Source organism: Citrobacter sp. FP75, assembly GCF_018342065.1.
GTDB lineage: Bacteria > Pseudomonadota > Gammaproteobacteria > Enterobacterales > Enterobacteriaceae > Citrobacter.
This window is the reverse complement of record NZ_JAFDOE010000006.1, coordinates 200,268-223,952: the sequence shown is the minus strand read 5'-3', so window position 1 is coordinate 223,952 and position 23,685 is coordinate 200,268. Positions and strand designations below refer to the sequence as shown.

Annotated in this window: 6 protein-coding genes; all 6 read right to left on the bottom strand. The window is 49.7% G+C overall.

What is annotated here, in order from left to right:
• Window positions 1–114 precede the first annotated feature (114 nt).
• Window positions 115–2,238: an ATP-dependent helicase gene (locus JQ822_RS19370; protein ID WP_087827328.1), complete on the bottom strand. Its 2,124-nt coding sequence runs from the start codon at window positions 2,236–2,238 to the stop codon at window positions 115–117.
• The gene (locus JQ822_RS19365) at window positions 2,235–8,576 is read right to left on the bottom strand and encodes a DEAD/DEAH box helicase (protein WP_213134825.1); all 6,342 of its coding nucleotides are present in this window, start codon (window positions 8,574–8,576) and stop codon (window positions 2,235–2,237) included. Before JQ822_RS19365 ends, JQ822_RS19370 begins: the two co-directional genes overlap by 4 nt.
• Window positions 8,576–13,507 carry a class I SAM-dependent DNA methyltransferase gene (locus JQ822_RS19360; RefSeq protein ID WP_213134824.1) on the bottom strand — a complete coding sequence of 1,644 codons (4,932 nt, stop codon included), beginning with the start codon at window positions 13,505–13,507 and terminating at the stop codon, window positions 8,576–8,578. Before JQ822_RS19360 ends, JQ822_RS19365 begins: the two co-directional genes overlap by 1 nt.
• Window positions 13,508–13,509: 2 nt before the next feature.
• Entirely contained in the window at window positions 13,510–16,368 is a 2,859-nt protein-coding gene (locus JQ822_RS19355; RefSeq protein ID WP_213134823.1) for a DEAD/DEAH box helicase, read from the bottom strand.
• Window positions 16,369–16,619: 251 nt separating this feature from the next.
• Window positions 16,620–18,851: a hypothetical protein gene (locus JQ822_RS19350; protein ID WP_213134822.1), complete on the bottom strand. Its 2,232-nt coding sequence runs from the start codon at window positions 18,849–18,851 to the stop codon at window positions 16,620–16,622.
• On the bottom strand, window positions 18,848–23,557 hold the full coding sequence (locus JQ822_RS19345; protein WP_213134821.1) for a hypothetical protein: 4,710 nt from the start codon (window positions 23,555–23,557) through the stop codon (window positions 18,848–18,850). The genes JQ822_RS19350 and JQ822_RS19345 overlap by 4 nt, the downstream gene beginning before the upstream one ends.
• Window positions 23,558–23,685: the final 128 nt, after the last annotated feature.

Genomic DNA, 23,685 nt, shown 5'->3' with positions numbered 1-23,685 from the left:
TCCATGTTCCACTTTCTTTCCTGGCACTTACCAAATCAGCAAATCAGTGGCCGATATTGATGAGTGCTAAAATGCAGATAACCAGAAGCTGTAGCTTCTGGTTATCTGGCTGGATTACTCGCTTTCAGGCTCCAGTAAAAAACTAGGTTTACCGTAAGACGAAACAAACAATCCTTTTACCGCGCGCGTTGCAGCCACATGGAGCAACGCTCGTTCATTAAATAATGCATCGCGCTGTTCTACAGGGTCATCAGATGCAATTGCTTTGACTTCCGGCACAACACCATCGTTGATGCCCGCAAGAAACACATACTGGAACTCCAACCCCTTAATGCGGTGCATCGTTGCCATACGCACACCAGGGCGTTGATCACTATCACCACTATCCTGACCTAAATTATAGGTCTCGATTCCAGCATCATTCAGAGCAGAAGCATAACGCTCGTAAGCATGCTTCGTACGAGCGGTAATGCAGATATCCTGGGAACGGACATCATTGGCTAACAACGCCTGAATTTGCTTGATAATCGTCGCAGCCTCTTCTTTAAAATCTGAAGCATGAGTGATCATGGGTTTTTCACCATGAAGCAATGATAAATAATCGTTGCTGGCATCAGTTTCACCATCCAGGTTGTCAACCTTAACGCCGGTTAACAACCCGACAGCAAACTGTCGCGTCTCTTCTGTAGTCCGGTAGTTAATTTTCAGTTTTTTACTACGGCGCCCACGAACGTTAATCCCACACTGACCTAGAACGACTTTATTGCGGTAAATACGCTGATGTCCATCACCCACGATAAAGAGATCGTTAGGAGACTCTGGAACCAGGCTACGAATAAGGGTAAAGGCCGGTGCGCCTATATCCTGAGCTTCATCGACTACGATACTGCTATAAGGCAATTGCACCTGTTTTTCTTTAAACAGAATGATAGCCTCATGCATGGCATCTCCCATCTCTCGCAGTTTGGCTCGCGCCATTTGTGCCCGGAACTCTTCAAACACAGGCCAGATTTTCGCGCGCTGAATACGTGATAACGCCGTGCCACGACCAATACGGCTCACCTTCAGATATTCTTCACGACTGTAAACTGCATTCGGCTGAACAACACGTTGCCACTCTTCAGAATAAAAGTTATCCGGTAATCCCAATTCAGCAGGGACTTGCTGCAAGGCATAGTTCCAGCATTTACGTCTTCCTTCATCGCTGTCATACACCACGCGGAAATCATATCCATGGCGTTTCAGTTGCTCGCTCATCCAGGCATCAATGTTAACAACTTCAATACGCGCCATCTCCTCACGACTACACAAACGCTGGAGGTTGGCGCGAATATCCGCCGCCAGGTTACGGGTGAAGGTTGTGAACAGAACTTTTTTACCGGGTTTATCGGCCAGGCGTTGGGATAACCAACGAGCACGATGCATCGCAACAACTGTTTTTCCCGTGCCTGCACCACCCAATACACGTACCGGACCATTTGCCGGAGACTCCACCAGTTTTCGCTGGCTCGGGTGCAGGAATACACGCCATTTTTCCAGTGGCGCATTGAGCATTTGCAGTAGCTCCTGTTCATTTTCAACGACATGGAAACGACGTTTACTTCGTTCCATCGCCTCAATAAAGTCGTTGGTATCAACAGGCTCATCACGGTGATCGTTAAACTCCTCCAGCACTTCCTGGTAATCCAGACCTTCTGCCAGCCAGTGTAGGGGCTCCCAGGCTTCCGCAGGCATCACACTTTCCAGCTGATTCAGCCCTGCAGTATCTACAAGAGCCATCACTTGCTCAATAAACACAGGAGGAATGCCCAGCGCGAGGATCTGCTCTGCCGTATAAGCAGCAAAGAGTTTGGGTTTATCAACAACGGTCGGCTCGGGGGTAGGTTTGATATAGCTGGTATCAATCACCTGAATCGCACCGGTTACCGGGTGAATCGCACATTCGTGTCGCCGCGCCCAGTCGTAGGCTTCGTCGTGCTTATCCACCCACATCAGCATATACAGAGCACCCTGCTCAGGTTTCAGGACGATCCCCCGGTAGGTTTGGTCAATACGCACAGAATGCACATTATTGCTGCGTGCATCGTGGATCTTTTCGTAGTTCAGCCCATTACTCGTCGGATCCTGGCGGAACTTGGAGATGAATTCCTGGACCTTTTTTTGCTGCGCTTTAGGAATCCGCGCAAAAGCCCCCAGAAAACCATCAGAAAGTGCCACCTTTGGCGTTGGAATCGTCATTTGTCACCTCCGGACAGATGCTGCAATGTATTTTCGTCAATTGGCCCGAAAGCAACGTGCCAACCCTTACTTTCGAATAAAGCAGTAAAGCTCTGATTATCGATAATCAGGGCTTGCTTTTGTAATGGCCAGGCGAGATCGGCTTCCGCAATAATTTCGCCATCGTCATCCTGTAATTCATATCCGACTGTCGGTGCCGGAAGCGATAACGACTGAAGCAAAGCGATTTCTTCTGCGCTCAATAAACCAAACTCAAGTATATCCGCCCAGCTCTCGTCAGGCTGAATATCCACTACCACCGAAGTCTGCATTTTTACCGCTTCAGGCTTCTGCGGTAAATGGACCGCTTTACGGCTGGTGAATGTCATATCTGGCAGGAACTGCAGTAAATTCACCATCCACCAGAAACCATTAAATCCGGCTTCATAGCCATTATCCTGGGGATAACGATCGTCAAAGCAAATATGCAGCCTCAACCAATTTCGCATTTGTTCAATGCTTGTCGTTGATTTAATGGCTTGTTGCGGTACAACAGCTGCCAGCTCAATGAACTGTTGTGATGAACTACAGCTATCCAGTAAACCTCCAAATACAAAAGGTTCATCAGGCAAAAGTGCATTCAACCGATAAGCGGGAGCGTTCTCCTGCATTTCATAGGCATACTTTTGTTTGGCTCCGGTATCCTGCGACTTTTTAGGATCCAGCCACACCCAAGCAAAGGCAGCAGCCATTTTCTGCCATAGCAGAGTTTTATTACCGGGATCAGAGAGATAATCGAGTAGCAGTGCAAAACTGTTTCTCTCCCTGAATGAACCTTCAAGCGTAGCAAAGTTTGTATCATGGAACGGGTTATAAAACTTAGGCTGTTTCATATCCGGGTTATGACCAAGCCCCATAACATTCTGTACATGTTTAATACCTTGTTCTTGAAGGTCTGCCCAGGTCACTGTCCATACCCAAAAATTACCGCTGTCTTTAATCGCCTGCCGTTTTTGGACATCATCCGACACGCTATCTTTATGAAAAGCAAAACCATCCAGGAAAAGTGCTACCGGTTTTATCTTTTCTGACTGCATCAGAGGATAGAGCACATAATCTGGTCGGCTAAGGATGCCTACTCCTTCTTTAACCCCTAAATCAACCTGTGCTTTGAGATGCCAGCTCATCGCCGGTTCTGTACGGGTATTAATAATCCAGCCTGCATTCTGATGGGCATAACTCCGGCTCACGAGAAGATTTTTGTTATCCTGCAGGCAGTGAATGAACCGTTTTTCCAGTTCACTCCCCATCATGGCATCAAGCGAAATGTTTTTGATGGAATCAATAACGCGTATAGCAGCACTGGCCTTCAGGATTTTCGCCAGTAAGAGACGCGCCTGATCTCTTGATACATACTTCATACGCCCGCGGTCACGGTAAGCGTAAACACAGCGATAGCAGCCGTCTTTATGCGTATCATGGTTGCAGCTGCATTCCACTAGCGCCTTGTAGGCCAGCTCAAGTAATTTCAGAAGGTTGTCAGGTGTACGCATCAATTCTTTGAGTGAGCCAGTCCCCCCTGGTACGGTGTCGTAAATCACCAGATACTGACGCCAGGATTCGCCCTCATTTTCCGGCTCGCGATACACCACGCCTTTCAGATGATCCACGTTACCTTTGAAGTAATGTTTAAGCCCAAGCTGAATGGCTGCACCCAGGGAGGCTTCCACCACGCGATCGTTGCTGTAGCTGGTCACTGGCAGCAGGATACGCAATGCCTCAGATTCCAGTTGGCGATAAAGGTAGAGATAATCTTCATACTTCGCTTTTTCGGGTTCAGCGCGATATTTACAGCTCAGGTCATGACGTGGTTCATGATCGCGAGGGCGCTGCACCATGCCGCAGCCGAGGCAAACTTTAAACCCGGTGCGTTTCTTTGCCTCTCCTGCGATCATCAGTTCATTGGCATCATCCGCCATTTTGCCAAAGTTGATATCTCGCAGAGTCACTTTGCTCAAAAACTCAAAGCCAAACGGGATTTCTCCTTCATCAATGGCATAAGCGGCCGATACATCCTCTTTTTCGAAGCTGACCAGCAGCTGTCGCTGGAAGAATGCCGGTTCTCGGCTATCGCTCTCATCACTGATCTGGCTGTCCCGGGCGCTTGAGCGGGCATAAACCTGGCGAAGCTTCAGTAACGTCGTTTTTTGTCCGGCATCAGCCCAACCTGGTGTGCCGCATTTAGGGCAGTATTTATGCTGATCGCCGGTCTGATCGATATTCTCGCTGTAGTTACAGTGGCTGCAAATACGCCAGTTTTCAGGCTCAGACAATTTAAGATCAATCTGTTCGATTTCAACTTTATGCCCGCCCGCATAGAAGTTATTCAACGGGGCCAGTTCAGCCAGCGCCGTTGATGCCGGACGTTCGTATTCGTAGGTCGTGTTCTGATACTCACGCGTCTCCCCACCGTCTTTACGCCGCCACAGCACAGAACGCAGCGTAATACCGGCCTCCGGGAAGGCATAGTTGGGAAGTAATCCTTCATCGGTGAGGAAATTAAGCGTTTGCTTGTTATTGATCTGGTTCACCAGGGCCATCAGCGCCTGACGTTCCGAAGTCAACTCGCGCATATCGCTGTCAAAGTTTTGATCGTGCGGATCGCTCTCCAGCTTGTCGATACTGCGCTTGAGTTTATCAATCCGGGAACGCAACGATTTGCGATCTTCCACCAGCAGTTTTAATGCTTGTTCGATACGTTGAACCAGAGAACGCTGCCCTGATGCCCCTTGCAAATATGACAGTAACTGTAGACGAGTGTCTTCCGTAAGATCCGGGAAGATGGACGAAAACTGCTGAGCAATATCCGCATGATGTTGTTCAACATAACGCAGGAAGTTATAAGGGAACCCAGACTTGTGTCCAAACTCCAGCTCGTCCAGCATCTGCTTCACGTTTTTGCTGATAGCAGATGCCGGGACGCCGGTTTTCACCCAGTTGTCCATGCAGAATGCGGCCAGCTGACGCTCCAGGATAGCCGTTGCGTTCAGGAACACACCAGGGGCCTGTACCTGCCCTTGCATCATCTCCAGAGGCTCTTCAAAGAAGAACTGATCGTGCGGGTTCCCCTCAGCCACCGTGATGTTAAGTGCATTGCCGTCTTTACGCCCGGCACGACCAATACGCTGTAAGTAATTAGCCTGCGCGGGTGGAACAGAACAGAGTAATACCGTAGAAAGGTCACCCACATCGATACCCATCTCCAGCGTCGGTGTTGCCGAAAGCAGGTTTATATTCCATGGCTGATTACCGCGGTAGAACGATTGTTCCGTAGCCTCACGATCTTCACGGCTCAGTAATCCGGTATGCTCTGCCCCCTGAACACGAGCGATGTCCATATTATCCCAGTGCCAGGTCACTGTATTTTCAGTTTCCTGATAGCGGCCTTCACAGCGCAGAGAAAGACATGGCGCGTTTCGCCAGTGCCACCCCTGATCGGCCGGTGCCCGAACAACCTCACGACAGCAAGAGCAGTTTAGCTGAACAACATCTCGGCTCACTACCAGCGCTGAAGGTACTAGCCCCCAAGCTTCTTTGCCTTTTGTGTCAAAGTCTTTTACCAACCCGGCCATTTTTAGTGTCGCAAACAGACGTCGTAAAACCGTCTCGGCCAGGCTGCTGATAAACAGATTATTGCCGTTGCTGAGCGTTCGGTTGATCCAATGCTGATACCAGCTGGGGTTGGATTTCGCACCAATCAGACGATGGAAGCCATTTATTTTTTCAAACGAGGCATAGGCCGGTTTACGCGTTTTCGGACCAATAGATGGCATATAGCGTGAAGTTCGCTCCTTCTGCGTCATCATAAAGGTCTTGCCCTCACGACGATAACTTTCGAAAGCCGGATGCAGAACAGCTCCCGCCTGCCGCTGATGCCAAAGAACGCCAATCACCAGGTGTGCCACCTGCTCAACGCTGACCCCAACCATTTCATCACCCAGCTCTTCGACAAGCTGTTGGTGAAGCGCCGTTATCGCTGAATTGAAACGTGCAACATCAATTCCTGCAGCTGCGTAACCGGTGGCCTCCAGCGTACGTCCAATTCGTGCGCGTAGGGTAAATTCGCTGTATACCTCCCAGTCGAGACGAAGAGAAACCAGCTCCGGTAAATCGGAACTCTCTGCCAGCTGGCCTTCGTTCTTCAACGTCTGGTAATCGTTCATCCACTGCATGTTGGGCGCGATGAAGCTCGCGGCAAAATGAGCATCATCCGGTGAACGTTCACGCGTCTGCTGGCAGACACGTGCCGCAAAGGCATCCAACGGTAACGTTTCTTTTTCACCCAACACGCTGGCGATTTGTCCGCGTACCATCAACGGCCAGGTTCGGGCGGTAAAGAAACTGGCGCGGTGTGCGGCATCCTGTACCGAGTCAGAAAACGTAATCAGTTTTTTATGTTCGTTGAACTGGCTGCCATAAAGCTGATGGATCATCACCGCCGACAGGCTGGCTGCCTGTGACCCAAGAATCGAAATACCCTGTTTGCTGTTGCAGTACGGGCATTCGTTGGCAAATTCCAGCTCATCCTTACGCTCTTTGAGCATATCCGGGATAAGTACTTGTAGCAGACCAGTATGGCCACAATGCCCGCACTGCACGTTAGATTGCTTATTGAGCTTTAAACAGGAAGGGCACAGCTTCTGGTGAACACCGCTGACAGGTTTATCGTTGTTATCCGGGAAGGCCAGTACAATAGAACGGCCTTTTTCGAAGAACTGACGATAAATACCGTCCAGATCAGTTTCGAGTTGAACGCTCTGACCATGGCGCAAGCTCGCCCACCCGGTAGCATGGCAGTCACGACAGTGAATAACGGGAAGATAATGTTCGCGATCTTCCACCGCGACATCATCAGCAAAAACAAGCTCAGGTGTTTTTGACACGCTGGCAACCAGGCGGCGCATCTCGCGCAACCACAGCTGAGAACGTAGTTGCACAAAAGGCAGTACGGGCCTCGCTTTGTTCACCTGTAGGCGCTTTTCCCGATCTTCCTGTTTTTCTGGAACCTCCAGGCGTGCCTGGGCAATCAGTGCCAGAATGCTTTGCAGCACGCGTGTTGCATGCCCGGCGCTTTCCGCCAGCATCACCTGGAGATTTTCCAGGCACTGCTGTTCCGACAAAATTCCCCCCTGCAAATCCTCAAGGAGTACGTGCAGGATGCTGTGGCGACGTAACAATGAGCCCAACTCAATACGCTTTTCACGTCCGAGATCGCTGTCCAGATCGGCAGGTAATTGCAGTGAACTATCCGGAAACCATAGTGGAATTTGTCCGTTCAGATAATCTACCGGGCTGGCGTACGTTTGCGGATCCAGCGCAGCGCTGACATCCTGGCCCGGATACTGACTGTACTCGATGGTATAACCTTGCAGATATTCCGTCGCCGTGTAGCGATCTTCGCGAATAACCGCGTCATCGCTAAACGGCTGATCAAAGATCGTTTTCGCATAATCGAGTAGTTGTCCCAGTTCGTCACCTACGGTAGCCGACGTCCCCACACAGGCAAAACGCTTGTCATCGACACCAATATGATGCTTTAAGCGACGCACCAGACAGGCCAAATCCGACCCCTGCGCACCATCAAACGTATGCAGTTCATCCACCACCAGATAACGCAGTGACCCAGGCTGGTTATAGCGCCAGAGCTTCTGATCGCCGGGGCGCATCAGCAGGTAATCCAGCATCTTATAGTTAGTCAGCAGGATATCCGGTGGGTTCTCGCGCAGGGTATGTTTGCAGGTGATGACTTTATCTGCAGACATCTTTTTGCTGGGTTCGATTTCACTGTCGCCGACAAACAGGCCGACGGTTACTTTGCCATGCAACTGCGGATCGCTGGCGATAGTTTTGGCGAAACGGCTGGCCTGATCGGTTGCCAGAGCGTTCATCGGGTAAATGATGATCGCTTTAACACCGGCCTCTGATGCCCCCGCACAATGGTTAAGCAGCGGGAACATAAAACATTCCGTTTTACCAGAACCCGTCCCGGTCGCCACCAGCGTCGGTTGAGGCATCTCGATACCCAGGCGCTGAAACGCCTGCGCCTGATGCGCGTGCGGTGGGAACGGCAGCGTCAGGTTAGGGAAGAAGTTCAGCGGTAAGTCACTTTTACGAAACGGCAGCTGAGCGGAAAGATACGGCCCTTTCAGCAGCGTTTCCGGCTGGGACAGAAATTGCTCCAGCATCGAGACGTTATTATTTTCTTCACCATTAAACAGCGGGCTGTTAAGCGGGAAGGCTGCCCGTAAAAAGGAAGCAACGCTGTCGGCAACCTGCCGACTGACAACGGAAGGCAGCATCAGGCGCTCTCCTTATCTTGTGCAAAGAATGACCAGGCAACTTTATAATCGTCTTCACGGTCAGGTTTGATAAAAGGTGCCTGCCAGACGACAGTTCGGCGCTCGCCTTCATCGCTTCGGGTATAATCATCAAAAGTGACGCTGACGGTACCGGTTTGCAGATGTTTGACATCATCCCAGCCGATGGCTTGATCGGTGCAGTCGCCGCTGGTCCAGTCTGGGCTGTCGACGTTAAAGACAAAACCGTTTTTCAGGTCCGCTTTACGCGCGGTACGCGGCAGGCCAACACCCACCAGCCCTTTGCTTGGCGTAAAGATAATTCGGCCGTTTTGATCGTACCAGGTATCGGCTTCGTACTGGCGCATCACCGGAAACTGAACGCGATAGATGGTGAGCAGTTCCTCGAGGGTTAAACCCAACGCCTGTGCCACCAGCACGTCGATTTCCACCAGCGCCTGACGGCGACTGTAGTCGGAACGTAAGGCGCAGTTACGCTGCCACTCTGGGGTCAGCTTGGCGAAGAAATCTTGGGGGAGTTGCGGGAGATTGCGACTCCAGCGCTGGGTGTTGAAATCTTGGGTGTAGCAAGAATTCCAAAGGTCTTGATAAGGAGTTACAAGACTTACTAATGCCAAATAACGTCCACTAACAATAGATACAACACGATTAGAAAGATAAGGAAGGCTATTGAATTGAGATAATCCAAAGTTACCTACGCCTGTAGATTTTAGATAGAAATCACCGGTCAAAGATGAGCAAATGATCGCAGCCCTTAAAAGATCTTGATGATCTTTTAAGGTAAAGGAAATGCATCCATGGATATGCGCAGCATCTGGTGGAGCTAAGGTAGAGATCAAAGATCTTTCACCTGATTGACTAATCATTTTCCGCAGAAATAGACGATAGTAGTCCGTAACTTTTCTCGGTTCATCTTCACCAAGTTCAGTCCATGTAACGCGTGGAGTACGTTTGGCATACTCCTGCGCATCACATGCCGGAATATAGTTAGTGCGCGGCAGGTAATCGTCGGGCAAAGTTAGCAGGTCCAGGCAGTCATAATCGCTGTTTAACGTACAGTTTTGGCGTGGAGTCTTGTAGAACGGCGTCCCAACAAAGAAGTGCGGGCCAGACAATACCCATTGTGATGCATCCTCAGGGAACTGCGTCTTACGTTCAATAGTGCCGTCTTTCTGCTGGTTTGTTTCATGCCACATTTCCAGGGATAAATATTGCCCCTGTAAATCACCCAATCTCTTCGGCTGATTAGCAAACTTCTCCAGTACTGCAACAAGTTGTTCTGCGTGCAAAGCTGGCAAACGTGCCTGCCAGGCTGGCGTTCCTTCGCTGTCATAAAGACGAGCAAATAATTCTAGCTCATGAGTGGCGATACTTATTAGTCGAGAACAGTGGCCAGATGTGTTCCATACAACTTTTAATTTTCCCTCGCTCTCAATCTCGTCTTTGAGACCGGGAATGTCCCCACTACCAGAATGTTCAAAACATGCATCAATAGTTTGCGGAGCATACAAATTAGATATGTGTTCAAATCCCACAGAGCCAGGGCTAGCAGAATAAATATTGCTGCTGAACTTCGCATGGTGATCAACTTCAACAAACAAATTTAACTCATTCTGAAATTGAAAATGCGCCCTCAGCCTCGGATATACCGACGCACGCAGTTGCCCACCTTTCGGATCGTCATAAATCCCTTCCGGGTGCAGGAAACCTGCCACGCCATTCTGCGATCCTAAACGCCATGCCTGCGGCAGGAAGCATTTATACAGGTTAGTCTGCACACCACGCAGTACCGGGTAGTTCTGCTGCGCATTCAGGAAGTTTTGCATCCCTTCACAACCTTCATACTCGCTGCGCCAGGCCGCTTCCAGCGCCGGAATCTGATTAAAGGTATCAACACGCAACATCGCCAGCTTCGAGGCGCTCAGCTTACGCAGCACAAACTCCGGCTCGTAGTCGCCCAGCACGCCGGCTTCCTGCCATTCCACTTTCAGCCACGGCGGGTTTCCGAGCATCAGGTCAAAGCCGCCGCGCTCGGCAAATAGATCGCAGAATTCTAGATCCCAATGGAAGAAACGGTGCTGCTTTTTCAGCGCATCGACTATCGCCAGACGTGGTAAATGGCGGAACAGCACATCGGTTTTCAGGCGACCAGCGCCGGAAAACAGCGAAGACTCTTCACGCACAATATCCTCGTCGGCAAACAGATCGCCAGTGGCCTGTTCTGCGGCTTCAGTGACTCTTTCCGTGACAACAATACCGTCAAGCAGAGTCTCCATCTCCATCAGCCACATGCCGCGATCCGGCAGTTCATCCGCTTTGTCGATTGGCCAAAACCACAGCGCGCACCAGTAGTCCATCACCCAGCGCAGTTTCTGATAGCTACTGTTATCTTCAAGGCGACCGCTGAAGGTTTCGTCTTTACTGCTTAAAGAAGAGCGGACTTGGGCCGTATTTTCCGCAGGCCATACCGGGTAATTGTCAGCGGTTTTCTGGCGCTCGGCTTTCAGCTGCTGACGAAATGTGTTCCAGAGCGCTTCCACTTTGCCGCTGATGCGCTGCACATCGACAATCTCATGTGGTGCAAAGCTTTTGGTAAACTCTTTGCGCCAGCTGTCCAGCGCTTTGAAATCATCCGGATAGCGCTGTTTGACGGTTTTGTCGCTGTAGTTGGCCATACCGCTGTCCGGCAGCAGGAAGTGGAAAATCTGCTTCTCCTCGCGTGGAATATTCATCGCCAGCTCGGCCGGTTCACTGTTAAGCCAGCTCGGATCTTTCGCTTTTTTGTAGGTCAGCTCGCTCTTGTTGAACACCTGACGGCGTGCCCCCACCAGCGAGTTGCCGCAGTGCAGCTGGTAGCCAAACCACGGCACAAATGCATCACCGCTGATGGCGTTCAGCCACAGCGACACTTCCGCCAGCTCCACCGCCACCGGGTTTAAGTCCACGCCGAATATGTTGTTGTCGGCAATGTACATCTTCACCCGTTGCAGCTCCTGGGTGTAGCGATCCTGAGGAATGCGGCGACCTTCCGCCTGCTGTTTGTGGAACAGGTAAGCTTCCGCGAGCTGATTGATGGCTTCGTTAAGGAATGCCGCGCTGCCCATCGCTGGTTCGCACACGGTGAGGTTTAATATGGCGTCGGCTTTGGCGTGCGGATCGGTAATCGGATCAATTTGCTCATTAAACAGCTCTTTCAGGGCATACTTGACTAACGAGCGGGTCAGCACTTCTGGAGTGTAGTAAGAAGCGGATTTTTCGCGGTCGCGCCCGGCCATGCGATAGATAAAACTGCCTTTACGGTGAATACGCAGGCTGCCGTCTTTTTCGTAAACCTTCTCGTCTTCATTGTATTTGCCGATCTCGTCTTTGCTGACGAAATAGCCCGTCTCCAGCTCGTTAAACTCTTCTCCGGCTTTTTTCACCTCGTAGAGATCGTCGCTGGCGAAGAATCCGCGGTAGGAGAGCAGCGCTTCATACACTGCACCTAACTGGTTGATACCCAATTGGCGATAGGAGATACGCCCCCGGCGATTAAAACGTCCTTTACCCGGGCGGCTTAACGACATCGCCTGAATAATTTGTTGCAGGGTTTCGTTGCGGAACACCACACGGTTAAGAATACGGGTGTTATTCGCTTCAAAAAGATGGCTTTCCAGACGCGGCACGCTGAACTGATGGCTGTGAATAGTGATCCGGTCGCCGCTCTCCAGGTCGCCCTGCATTTTCACGCCGCCGCTGTAGCCGTCACGCACCAGTTTGAACAGCATATTCAGGCTATCGTGAAAGTAGCGCCCGTTGCGATCTTCTTCGCTGGTCAGCGGGATCATCTCCAGATCGCGCAGCGTTTCCAGACTGTATCCCTGCAGATAGGTTTTGGCGGTCATCGGCGCATAGCCCAGTTCCGGGCGCGCTTCGATATAGAACAGGAACAACAGACGATACATATACCGCAGGCATTCGCGGCTCAACTCATCCGGGTTAATAGCACGTTTCCCGGTATAATAAGCCAGCTCGTTGTCGATGAGATAACGCATCGCTTCATTACCCAACAGCTCAATGCTCTCACGCAGGGCATATTTCAGATCTTCCGACACGCCAAACGCATGTTTGTGCGAATTGTCATCCAGCGAATCGAGGTACGGCGCACCGCTGCCGGGTAACAGCGAGTCTTTGTGTAACAACACCGACGTCGCTTTCAACGTATCCGTTTCACGACGGCTTAAAATTTCTTCAAAATCAAAACGCAGCAGACGGTTTTGCGCCCACTTAGTACGATCCAGCAATAACAGCTGGCGATTGCCAAGCAGCAGTACAAAACGCGGCGGTTCATTTTGTGTGAAGACAACCGTGGAGAGCAGATCCTGCCAGCTGCGATATTCACCGTTGGCTTTTTTACGCAGGCTGTCGCGCTTATGTTTATCGGTATCTGCCGGGAACTGCGCGGTCAGTAACGACAGCGCCAGCGGATCCAGCGTTCCTTCTTCCTGATCATGCGCTTCAACAATCCACAGCCACGGACTGCCGTCGGTGCTGTTGTAACGAGCCAGTACCGGCAAAGGCGTATCGTCATCCAGCATCTGAATATGCGGATTGAGTTCATAACCCAATGCCTTTAATAGCGGCTGCCAGCGAGTGCGTTGATCGGCAAGACGCAGCGGGATCTGGCGCTGTTTTTCATGTTCAGTGAGTTTACGGAAAAACTCTGTCGCCAGGCTGTTAAGCTGGTTCCACGGCGCGCGGTAGCCCGCCTCAACCTCTTTGCCCTGTTCACGGGCTGCGCGTTCAGCTTCGCGAGCGGCATTTTCCTGCTCAATCCAGGGTTCCAGTACATCGCGAATATCGCTGGTAAAGACTTCGCCCAGATAGTGGTTAGAGTAAAACTCGTTTTCGTTATTAATACCGACCAGCGCCATAATTAGCCCTCCGCTCCGGTGATTACAGCAATAACCTGGATGTAGGGCTCTTTTTCGGTGGTCATGGTGTCCTCAATCCATTGGATATAACTGTCAAAATTGTGTTCGATTTCTCGCTGACGTTGTTCTTTGCGGCTCTGTTTCACTGAAAGCTGCTGTTTATTATCGGCAAAATCCAGCTCCAGTTGACTCAGCTGACGCCCACGCAGAACATCCAGCTTCTGTAGATGCTCATTGAGCTGCTGATTGATACGCTCTTCAAAAGCATTTCGATCGTGAACAAACACATCCCGCGCATGGGCGATTGCCGCCTCCAGCAGATCCTGCTGGCGTTGATGGTTGCGATCTTTGCCGCCACTGTTAGTCAGCTTGCTACTCAGTTGCGGATGTCGTTTCAGGAACTCAGCAAAAGGCAGGCTACCGCTTAACGTTTCGCGGTTAAAGCTGACCACCAGCCACGGGTTCACCATCGGGTGCGACTTACGGTTCGGGAACAGCCCGGAAAGGATGAAATGATCTTCATCAGGCTCAAACAGGTGTGGCAGGCGCATCACCGGAGCCTGGTGGCGACCAAAGGCGGACTGAATTTTGTCGTCTAACCACTGCACGACCGGGTTAATTTGCCAGAGATACTGCACATCGGGCCAGGCATGTTGCTCACCACGCGCACGCGAAATGGCTTCCGTAATAACAGTTTTGTCCTGGCTTAGATAAAGCTGCCAGTTTTCCGGCGCAATTTCCGGCGGTAACTGGTTAAAGCGACGGCGTAACTCCTCCGGTGCGACCAGCGATAAGGTGTTATCAGGCAAGGTATCGTATTGCACGGTCTGGCCGCAGGCCTTCAGATAGCCCAGCGCTTTTTCGCAGTATGCCTGCTCATTATCAAACAGGCTAATGTCACTTTCGGTCACGGTTGAGGCATCGCTGGACACTGCGCTGCAGATTTCGCCAAACAGGTCGTGTTCAGAATTTTCAGTGACATTGCTATTCAACAGGTCGTCGAACAGGCTGGCGCCATCGTCCTGCATCATGAATTCAGCAACCTGCTCTTCTTCCTCTTCCTGGGTAAATTTGCCGGTAAATTCGGAACTGTCGCCGATATTCTTCTGCGCCTGTTCGTCTTTATTGATCAGCACTTCCAGCACGCGCATATCACCGTTGATCTGCGGTTCACTGGCTTCAGTCAGCAAGTAACGGATCTGTGGCTGGTGTTTTTGCCCGTAGCGGTCAATACGTCCGTTACGCTGCTGGAATACCATCAGCGACCACGGAATATCGAAGTGAATCATTTTATGGCTGAGGTGGTGCAGGTTGATACCTTCAGACGCGACATCCGAGCAGATGAGCAGGCGCAGCGGAGACTGGGATTTGCCAAACGCTTCGACGGTTTCCATCAGAACTGTATCGCCCTGATCGCCTCGCAACGTGGCAATTTGATCGTCTTTCAGCTTGAGATCGGAACGCAGTTGCTGCTCAAGGAACTCAAGCGTTTTGATACTCTCGGTAAAGATCACCAAACGATCTTCCGTGTTATTCGTTTTCCAGCGGAGATCGTTACGGATGGTCTCCAGCAATAACTGATACTTGCTGAACTGACTGGCATCAATATTATTGAGTGCCAGCAGCAATGACTCTAATTCGTTAATCTGGCTCTGACTGTTTATTTCTTTGCGGTTCTCCAGCCGCTTCAGGCGGTTAGCCACCACGCTGGCACATGCCATTGGACTGGAGAACAACGCTTTTTCGAGCGTAATTTTGAACAGGCGGCCTTTATTTGACCGCGAGTCTTCATCATCATCCTCACGGAACTGACTCTCAACCAATCGGCGGTAGGCTTCTTCTTCAGCTCCGGTTGCCGGGCGCATCAATTTGACGATATTGCGCTCCGGAAACTCGCCAGCCATCTGATCTTTTACGTCTTTTTTAAAGCGACGCACAACCAGATTTTTGTCGGCAAAATCGGCGTATTCATACTCTTTAGGATTAGCAATGGCCGTCGGGTCGAGCATGTTCATCAGGCTGGCAAAACTTTCAGCCTTACCGTCATGCGGCGTGGCCGAGAGCATAATCAGCGTATCGCTACGCCCGGAGAGCAATTTTGCCAGTTTGCTGCGTAAGGAACTGGTCCCACGTTGAGCGACGTTATGTGCTTCATCGATAACAATAATATCCCACCAGGCGTTTTCCAGGTGGTGGCGATATTCGATGTCTTGTTTCAGAGTATCGATGGAGATAATGGTCTTATCGAAATAGTGGAACGGGTTGTGGTTGGTTGGGATGCGGTTACGCACCTTTTGTAAACCAGCGGAGTCAAGTCGCGTCAACGGAATAGCAAAACGGCTCCAGAACTCTTTCTGGAATTGCGTGAGCATGGATTTAACCGCCAGCACTAGAATGCGTTTGCCACGTCCACGGCGAATCAGCTCTGAAACCAGGATACCAGCTTCCAGCGTTTTACCCAGCCCTACCGCATCAGCAATTAATATCCGCTGGCGCGGTTGCGCCAGTGCCATGCGCGTGGGATCGAGCTGAAAGGGCATGGAGTCCATCGCAGCCTGATGCCCAAAATGGACTTTGCTGTCAGTCGGGACGCGTTGGCGTAGCTGGCCCTCTATGTACAACTGGGCCGCCTGGTAATTGGCTGACTCATCTTCCACCAGATTTGTTTTTGCTGGATCGAGAATCTCGACTTTTTGCTCCAGCTTTGTCAGAAATAGCCCTTCTTTACCGCGTACCAGCTCCGAAATTCCATCACAGGTCAGCAGGTGACCACCATCTCCGCTGTCATCCGCCCGGCGAATGCGCCACTCTGCATCACGAATAACCACCCGCATCCCAGGTGCATAATTTTGCTTATTCATCGGTTTTTCTGTCTGTATGAGGCAGTGGCGGTAACACTATCCCGAGCGATGTGGTGCGGCACACTGCGATAAAAAAGAGGGCCTTAAAGATAACATGAAGGGCAGTGTCAGGGGGATAAAATGGAATGTAATGCGCAGAAATCACGCATAAATTTCAAACAACGATAGTTAAAAAGTGAGCTGGGTCAACTCCCCCACACTGAGTCGGTGGGGGAGAATTCGTGATTAAGGGACGAAGGTTATAGACCGTGTTAGTTCTCAACCATCAATCGTGAAAGCTTGGCAAAAATCGAACTCTTACTACTTTCGCCGCTCCTTAGCATATCCAGGGTGAAGCTATTGAGGTAAGCACCAGTTAACGGGTGATTAAATACATCTACGGCCTTACCTTGGGCATCCCATATCAGCAGATTTTCTACCAGGTTAGGCCGTGCAATAGTAGGATTTGTAGGCTGAGCATCGCTTACCAGAACAAACACTCCATTCTCATGCGGTTGCAGGTAAATATGGTGATGCTTCATCTTTTGAGTTTTAGTCAACGAGTCGTATTTCGAGCGGCCCGGTGATATCAGATAGGGCAGTACGTTTTGCTCCAATTTTGCTGAGCGGGTGATAGTATACCCGTTAAATTTATCACCTTGACGCTCCGCCAGCGCTTTTTCTTGTTCCTGATAAGCGTATGAATCGACGATATTAAATTGCGCCGGGCCAATCAGGCGCGGCACGCGGGAGCTGTTATAGGTGGTAAGCAGCACATCTGCTGTATGGTCGTAGAGATAGAAGCTTTTATCGAATAATTTCTTTAGTCGTCCCAGAGCTGGATGATCAACAGATAGATACTCGAATTCACCTTCGACGATCCCGGTATCAACCACCCTAAGTTGGCCGTGCTCTATTTTTAGTTCAACATACCCAAGCAGGTGGATATTACTTTTCGTTTTGCGTACCGCATAGGCGGTATAGTGCCCGTTCGCCAAGTCTGGCAGTGGAATGTGATGTTGATTGAGTAAGCTCTCTTTGAACCATAGTTCAGTTTTCGTTCGGCGTACCTTACTTTTCAATAAGGTAACTGCTGACTTGAGACGACTGTGTGGTTTCGTAAGTTCGATTTCGTATTGAGCAGGGTTGCTTATCAATTGTTCATTAATAAAATCAATCGCATCCAGCAACTTACGATCAATGTTCATTCCTTGTAAAACCACAGGCAGTGGTTGTTGATTTAGCCACCCTTGCAAACGATCTAACTTAAGCTGGGTATAAATATCCCAGTTGAGTTCAGGTTGTTTTCGGGCGTCGGCAAAGGCTGAATAGAAATCATTGTACTCAACAGATTCATTCTCTTGCTGCCGGATGCTGTTGCTTCGTTCTTCCTCTACCGCATTGAGTACCAGAATAGATGTATTAGCAGGCAGCTCAGCAAATCCGGTTTGTCGGGAATGTTTAAGCGATGCCAGAGACCAGAGTTGATACCCGGGGAACTGGTTGGCTAATGCATCAAAGAAATAAGCTTCTTGCGTGACGCTGAATTCGACGCCGTTATTAACCACCAACAGCGTATTAGCCAGCTGTTGATCGAGGTCGGTAGCAAACTGATTGACCTCGTGTGTAGCCTGAAATGGGATAGGTTGATGGGGGATCTCTAGTTCACTGAGCCGCTCGCAGGCAGCATTCATGACCACGTTATAGGTATAGGCTTGGCATTCGCCATAACCGCTGCGCTCACGAAAAAAATCCAGTTTGCTATCACGGGCATCAAGTTTGCGCCGAGCTTTAAGCCGACGATTATCGATGCTAAACCACACGCTGGTATCGTCCAGGGATAGGTGCATCTCATCCGCCGGTTCGACCAAGAATTTTCGTTTGTGCAGGGTAAAAGCGAGTTCATTATATTCTGAGGCATAAATGTCGAGCTCAAAGGCTTCCATCACCCCGGTGCCTTTTTTTTGTGTGACGGGCTGACTCAGACGAGCGTTAAGGTAAAGCGTTGAGTTGAAGTAAGTCGGCGATACCGAAAAGCGCTCACTGGCTTTTTCCAGCATTACCATTTTCAAATGCAGGCTAAATAATCCCTGAATCAGGCGAGATAGGTCATGATTTTCAGCGGTGAGTTGCTGACAAAGCGTTTCAATACGTTCTGCCAACGTCCTATGAGCCTGACTGTTCGGGTTAGTTGCAGGCGCCAGGAAAAAAAAGACGTGATGGTAATTTGGTAAGCAATGCAGTTCATATTTTACCTCCTGCCCGGCTTCCAGCCCAAGCTTCTGCCGCACGCAAGATTTTACCTCCTGATGAATTCGCGCATAGTAATCAGCGGATTTTTCTTTTCGCTCTTTAGTAAAGCGCTGAACCATAAAGTCTATCGTATAGATATTAGATATAGGGGCCAAGAGACGCTGGATAGTCGTCAGCTGATCTTCTTCAAGCTTGATCAAATTGGTTCGGGCAATCGGAGTATCCGTCAGTTCATTCAGATTAGGGATCATGAGACTTTTCCTTTAGTCGGCAACTTTTCTACACCCAGCAGGGTTAGTAACATTGGGTTAATGTCCAATGTCATGCTCAGTTTCGAGTTTTCCTGAGCTCGTCCGCTCTCTCGATTTTTGGGCTGATAGTACTGGTAGTCGGTTTGCAACAGGTTAAGGTAGTGGATCGTGTGATCCACGTTATCTTGCCACATCAGATTATTGGGGTTCTGGCTGTAGGCGACGTTCAGATAGACAAATCGAATGCGTTCGTAACGGCCTGACAGCACAGCCTGAAGCTGTTTCTGCCCCTCTGTATCCGCCTTTTGGCTGGTGATATTACGGATCTGGCGAATCTTGTTGTTGCTTTTCTCAAGCGTTTCTTCTGCCCGCGTTAAATCATCCAACTGCGTCGCCCAGCGTTTAACGTCGATGCAGAGCAGGTCGTTACCCACTTCAATAAAGCGGTCAAAAAACTCATATACTAGCGGTTCAAGGCGTTCAAACACCTGTTGATCAGAAAGTGGGGTAACGCCATAGCTTTTTGGCACTTTATCGAAGAGATATTCACCGACATTGCCTTTGAGCAACGGAACTAGCCTGGGGTTGGGTACCCATTTTTTGAATGCCGTTTCCTGGATGTTGTCACATTCACGAATCAACTCGCCGACCAGGTTGCCGGGGGTAAAATCGACATCGTTTCTATACTGCGGAAAGAGGGTGAGCTCAGGCCGGTACTCTCTTGCGCCGCCAGCGAAATCCGACAGGGCGGAATAATCTCTGTGGACAAGTCCATCCGGGCCGCGTTTGTGGCAAAGTAAAATAGTTTGGTTGCCCTGATGGCGGTCGATAAACAGGGCGTGGTGGATTGATTGCATTTGCCGATTGGCGGCATACAAGGAATTAGCCTGAAGTTTTTCCAGCCAACGCATGGGATCGGTAAAGGAGTCAGAATCGCGGAATAAATTACACAATTCGAGATATTCAAGGTTGCCGGCGCGTACCTGATTTATCCAGTCGGTTTTCAGGACTCGCTTATGAACAGCATCGATGCGGCGACCATTTTCTACGATAGCCTGTTCAAACGCATACCGCTGTTCTGCATCACTAAATGACTGGTTCTGACTCAGCTTTTCGCACTCCTCCATTAGGCGGTGGTTAAGCAAGGACATGCTTTCTGATACTACCTCGTTACCGCTATCTTCACTGAGAGCGGCGAACTGGAATGCAACATTACGGAACACATCGCGGGGTAAAAAGATTTCTGTTTTCAATAGAGTGTCGCGACGCTCGACTCGCCCTACGGCCTGCACGACGACTTTGAATAAGCTCATATCATGTTCGGCCATTAACAGGCGATAGTTTTCGCCGTGGGCGAAATTAACGTTGAAATCGGCCAGCTTGTGGACGGTAATATCGTCATCAGCGTAGTGTTTAAGCACGGTAACGTAGTTAGGTAATGTATTAAGGTTGCCGCTGTTGTCCTTTACTTCGCTGTAAAACGAGGAGTTGATGAGCACTAAGCGCTCAAAATCGACATCCAGACGTGGTGCATTGATATCATTAATATCGCCGTCATGGTATTTCACAAAGTAGTTGAGGCCGGTGCCTGCACTTTTGTAGCTGCTCATAAATACCAGTACGGTATTGCTGTTCTTGAGATAGGTTTCTTGCCTAATATCTTCGACATTAGCCAGTGGTGAATCGAAAAAGACCAAATGGACTGTGTGACGCCCTTTGAATGGGGTAAAGGTCAGGATCTGGTCATGTTTCTTATCGTTATCCGTTTTTTCATCGCACCGGGAGTGCATACCGTACTGCTGACGCCAGGCTGATTGATGAGTGCGCCAGGCGCTGATAAAGGCCCGCTTAAATGTCCCTGAAAGGGACAAAATCAGGCTGTTTTTACCCTCGTAGGCGGCAAGCAATAACGCTTCAAGTTCCCGCTGGTACTGACGCCGTTTATAGGTATTTTTCAGGTCGTACTCCAGCGGTTTCTTCAGCGCGTCGAAAAAGTTGTCATACGTCCTGCGATAGATCTCACAATTTTGGTAGATATCGGTCAATTTTAACTGCTTATCATCGAACACCCTGAAGTCGACGTTGCGGATACTGGCTCTCAACGCGCGTAGTGCTCTAAGCGTATCGATATCTGTTTTTTTACGTTCAATGACTCGATAGCCAAGGTCACGGCTATAGCGCTCCAGGAAGTGACGATTGAAGTTACCGTTTTTGGTGTGGCTAAAACCACTGGTGGCGCTAAGTCCAATCACTTTATTGTGCGTGCCCGTTAATAAACGTAGCAGCATGGCTTCAGGCAACTCTTGTACCAGATCCATCTCAAACGCCAGAATAATTGTACGCTCGGCTCCACTGTTCACGTAATTGAGTTCAACTATCGGCGTCATCGTGAATACGGTTTTGGGTTGCAGATAAGTGTAGAAATGATCAATCAACAAGTTTTTATCGGTGGTGCGATCGAAGATATGTCGCACCACTCCAGCTACATTATTGGCTGCGTCAACAAATTGGCCCAAAGGTGTATTCTGGCTGCTGGAGTTATCCTGGCCACCATTTTTTACCCAGCGCTTAAAGTGTCGGTTGGTGATATCAGAACAGGCGGCGAGGATGACGGAGACCAATTGGAACAGATCGTGCAGGGTGGGATTGGTGTCGCTGGCATCATTTTCGACTTCGTAATATAGCTCGGTGCGCGTTATGTCGCCTTCGCTGTTGCGCATACGAATGCGTTTCAGCCCCTCTTCATTAACGTACATTTTGGGGTTAAAACTGAACACATTCCGGGTAATGGAAATGATGCGTTCGGCGGCGTCGCCGTTAACTTCGAATGCTCCTAACTGGTCGCGAAACATCTCCAGGATCGAGCCCAGCGTCGTACCGGGTGATAATTCGCACTTTTTCGCCAGTAGGTCTCGAAGGATGGTGATGAATTTGACCATCTCTTGCTCAAAGGTCGTTTGCGCTTCTTTGGGCTTTTTCCGGCGCTCCAGGCTGAGTACCGCATTGTGAATACGTCCCGCGACAGAGATAACATGCGCCAGATTATTTTCCTGTGTGATTAGCTTTACATGGCATGTTTCTTCAAGACGGGTGTAGGCTTCATGTAGTTCATCAATGATTACCGTAAAGCGAATATTTTTCTGGCGAAAAGGGCAGTCTGGATTACGTCTGAAGTGTTCATCACGAAGATAAGCAACCTGCCCGGTATGGCCAGCTGCCGCAACGGTGCTGATCTGTGGATCTTTGGGAGCCAGCTTGCCACCAATCAGCAAGTCGAAACCTACGGACTCAAAATGCACGCCTTCACCTCGCTGACGAGGCGCCAGTCGGTAAGTTGATGTGTCGAACTTATTTGTAGTCATTAATAGCACCGACGGGCGGTACTGGCAAACTTCGAAAGGCAATACCTGTTTGATAAGCTCGAAGTAGACTTCGTGTACGCTTAGTTCAGACTTGCTTGGTTTTCGTGCTGTCTCCGCGTGTTGCATTCGCTCTTGGCGCGCCTGGATCCCGCGACGAATGTACTCTTTAATGGAAGCTTTTTCACTATCTGGTCCAAATAGTAATTTACAGGCTGACTCAATCGTATTGCGGATACTATGACGACAGTTTTTTAGCTGCTCTTCAAGAATTTCTCTTTCGTAGTTGGTATCCTGAGAACCGTATGTTGTCAGCTTTTTTAACTGCTCTTCACAGCGATCAATTTGTGAGACATGGTAATTGAGCGAACGCATTGCGCTGCCAATATATTTGCTACCTTTCGCCCCTTCGTACCACTGAATATAGCGGTCGCGATTTTTCAGGCCCGTAGCCCAGTCCGTAAAGTCGAGATCGGCAATATCCTTACGAGAGAGAACGCAAATGAATTCGCCGCCAGAAGCCAGAATTTTGTCTTTCTGGCTGCTATCCAGGTCGATTTGTGATTTTTGCGGCGACATGAACAGCAGGTTGGTAAAGCCACCTTCGGGAAACAGATCATCTGACTTTTGTTTTTTGGCGAAACACTCCAGATATTCGACATACCCTTGAATTACGCCATAACTTTTGCCGAACCCCGTGCCATCGGAACTGAAGATGACCTCCGCGCCATCACGTTCATGCACGTGGTAAAGTTGAGAAACTTGGGCGCGGCAAGCGTTAATATCTTCAACCAGCGTTATGTCAGGAATTTGCCTGGAGATGAGATCTTGCAGATTATTATTGATAGTTATCTCTCCAACACGCTCACACTCACGGTAACTATTGATGGTTATTTGGCCACTGTCGATCAGAAGCTTTTCTATCTGCATGGAGGAAAGATGCAAGGCTTTTGCAATTTCATTGATAGTATTGGACAGTGATTCGTGTGGATTGCTATTCGTGAAGTGGTTTAGTGCTGCTGCAACGGTATCTGGATGCAATGCTTTTCTGAGAGTGGGAAAGGTGAGGCTGTAATCGTATAGCGCCAAATCATTGTTTATCAGACAGCGAAACAGCTGTTTAGTGGGATCGCCTCCAGGACGGCTGGCAAATCCCAGGATTTTTGCCTGTTCGAGTCGATACAACAATGCTGCGGCATCGCGATCAGGTGAGTCAAATGCATCGTGAAGCTGCTGGCTAAATGGCATTGTGGCATTCTGCCGGTTATGGCTGACCAACGCGGAAAAGTGCTGACGTACCAAGGTAAGCAGCTTACAATCTTCCTTTATAGTCCAGTTTTTTCTCATTCTTCTTCCCCTTAATATAAATGCACCTGCAACCACTCAGCCAAACGCTCAACGTCAAAACCCGTAATCCATACTCCCACGCCAAAAACGTCTTCGATAAATATTCATCATATTTTCGAGGCACTTTT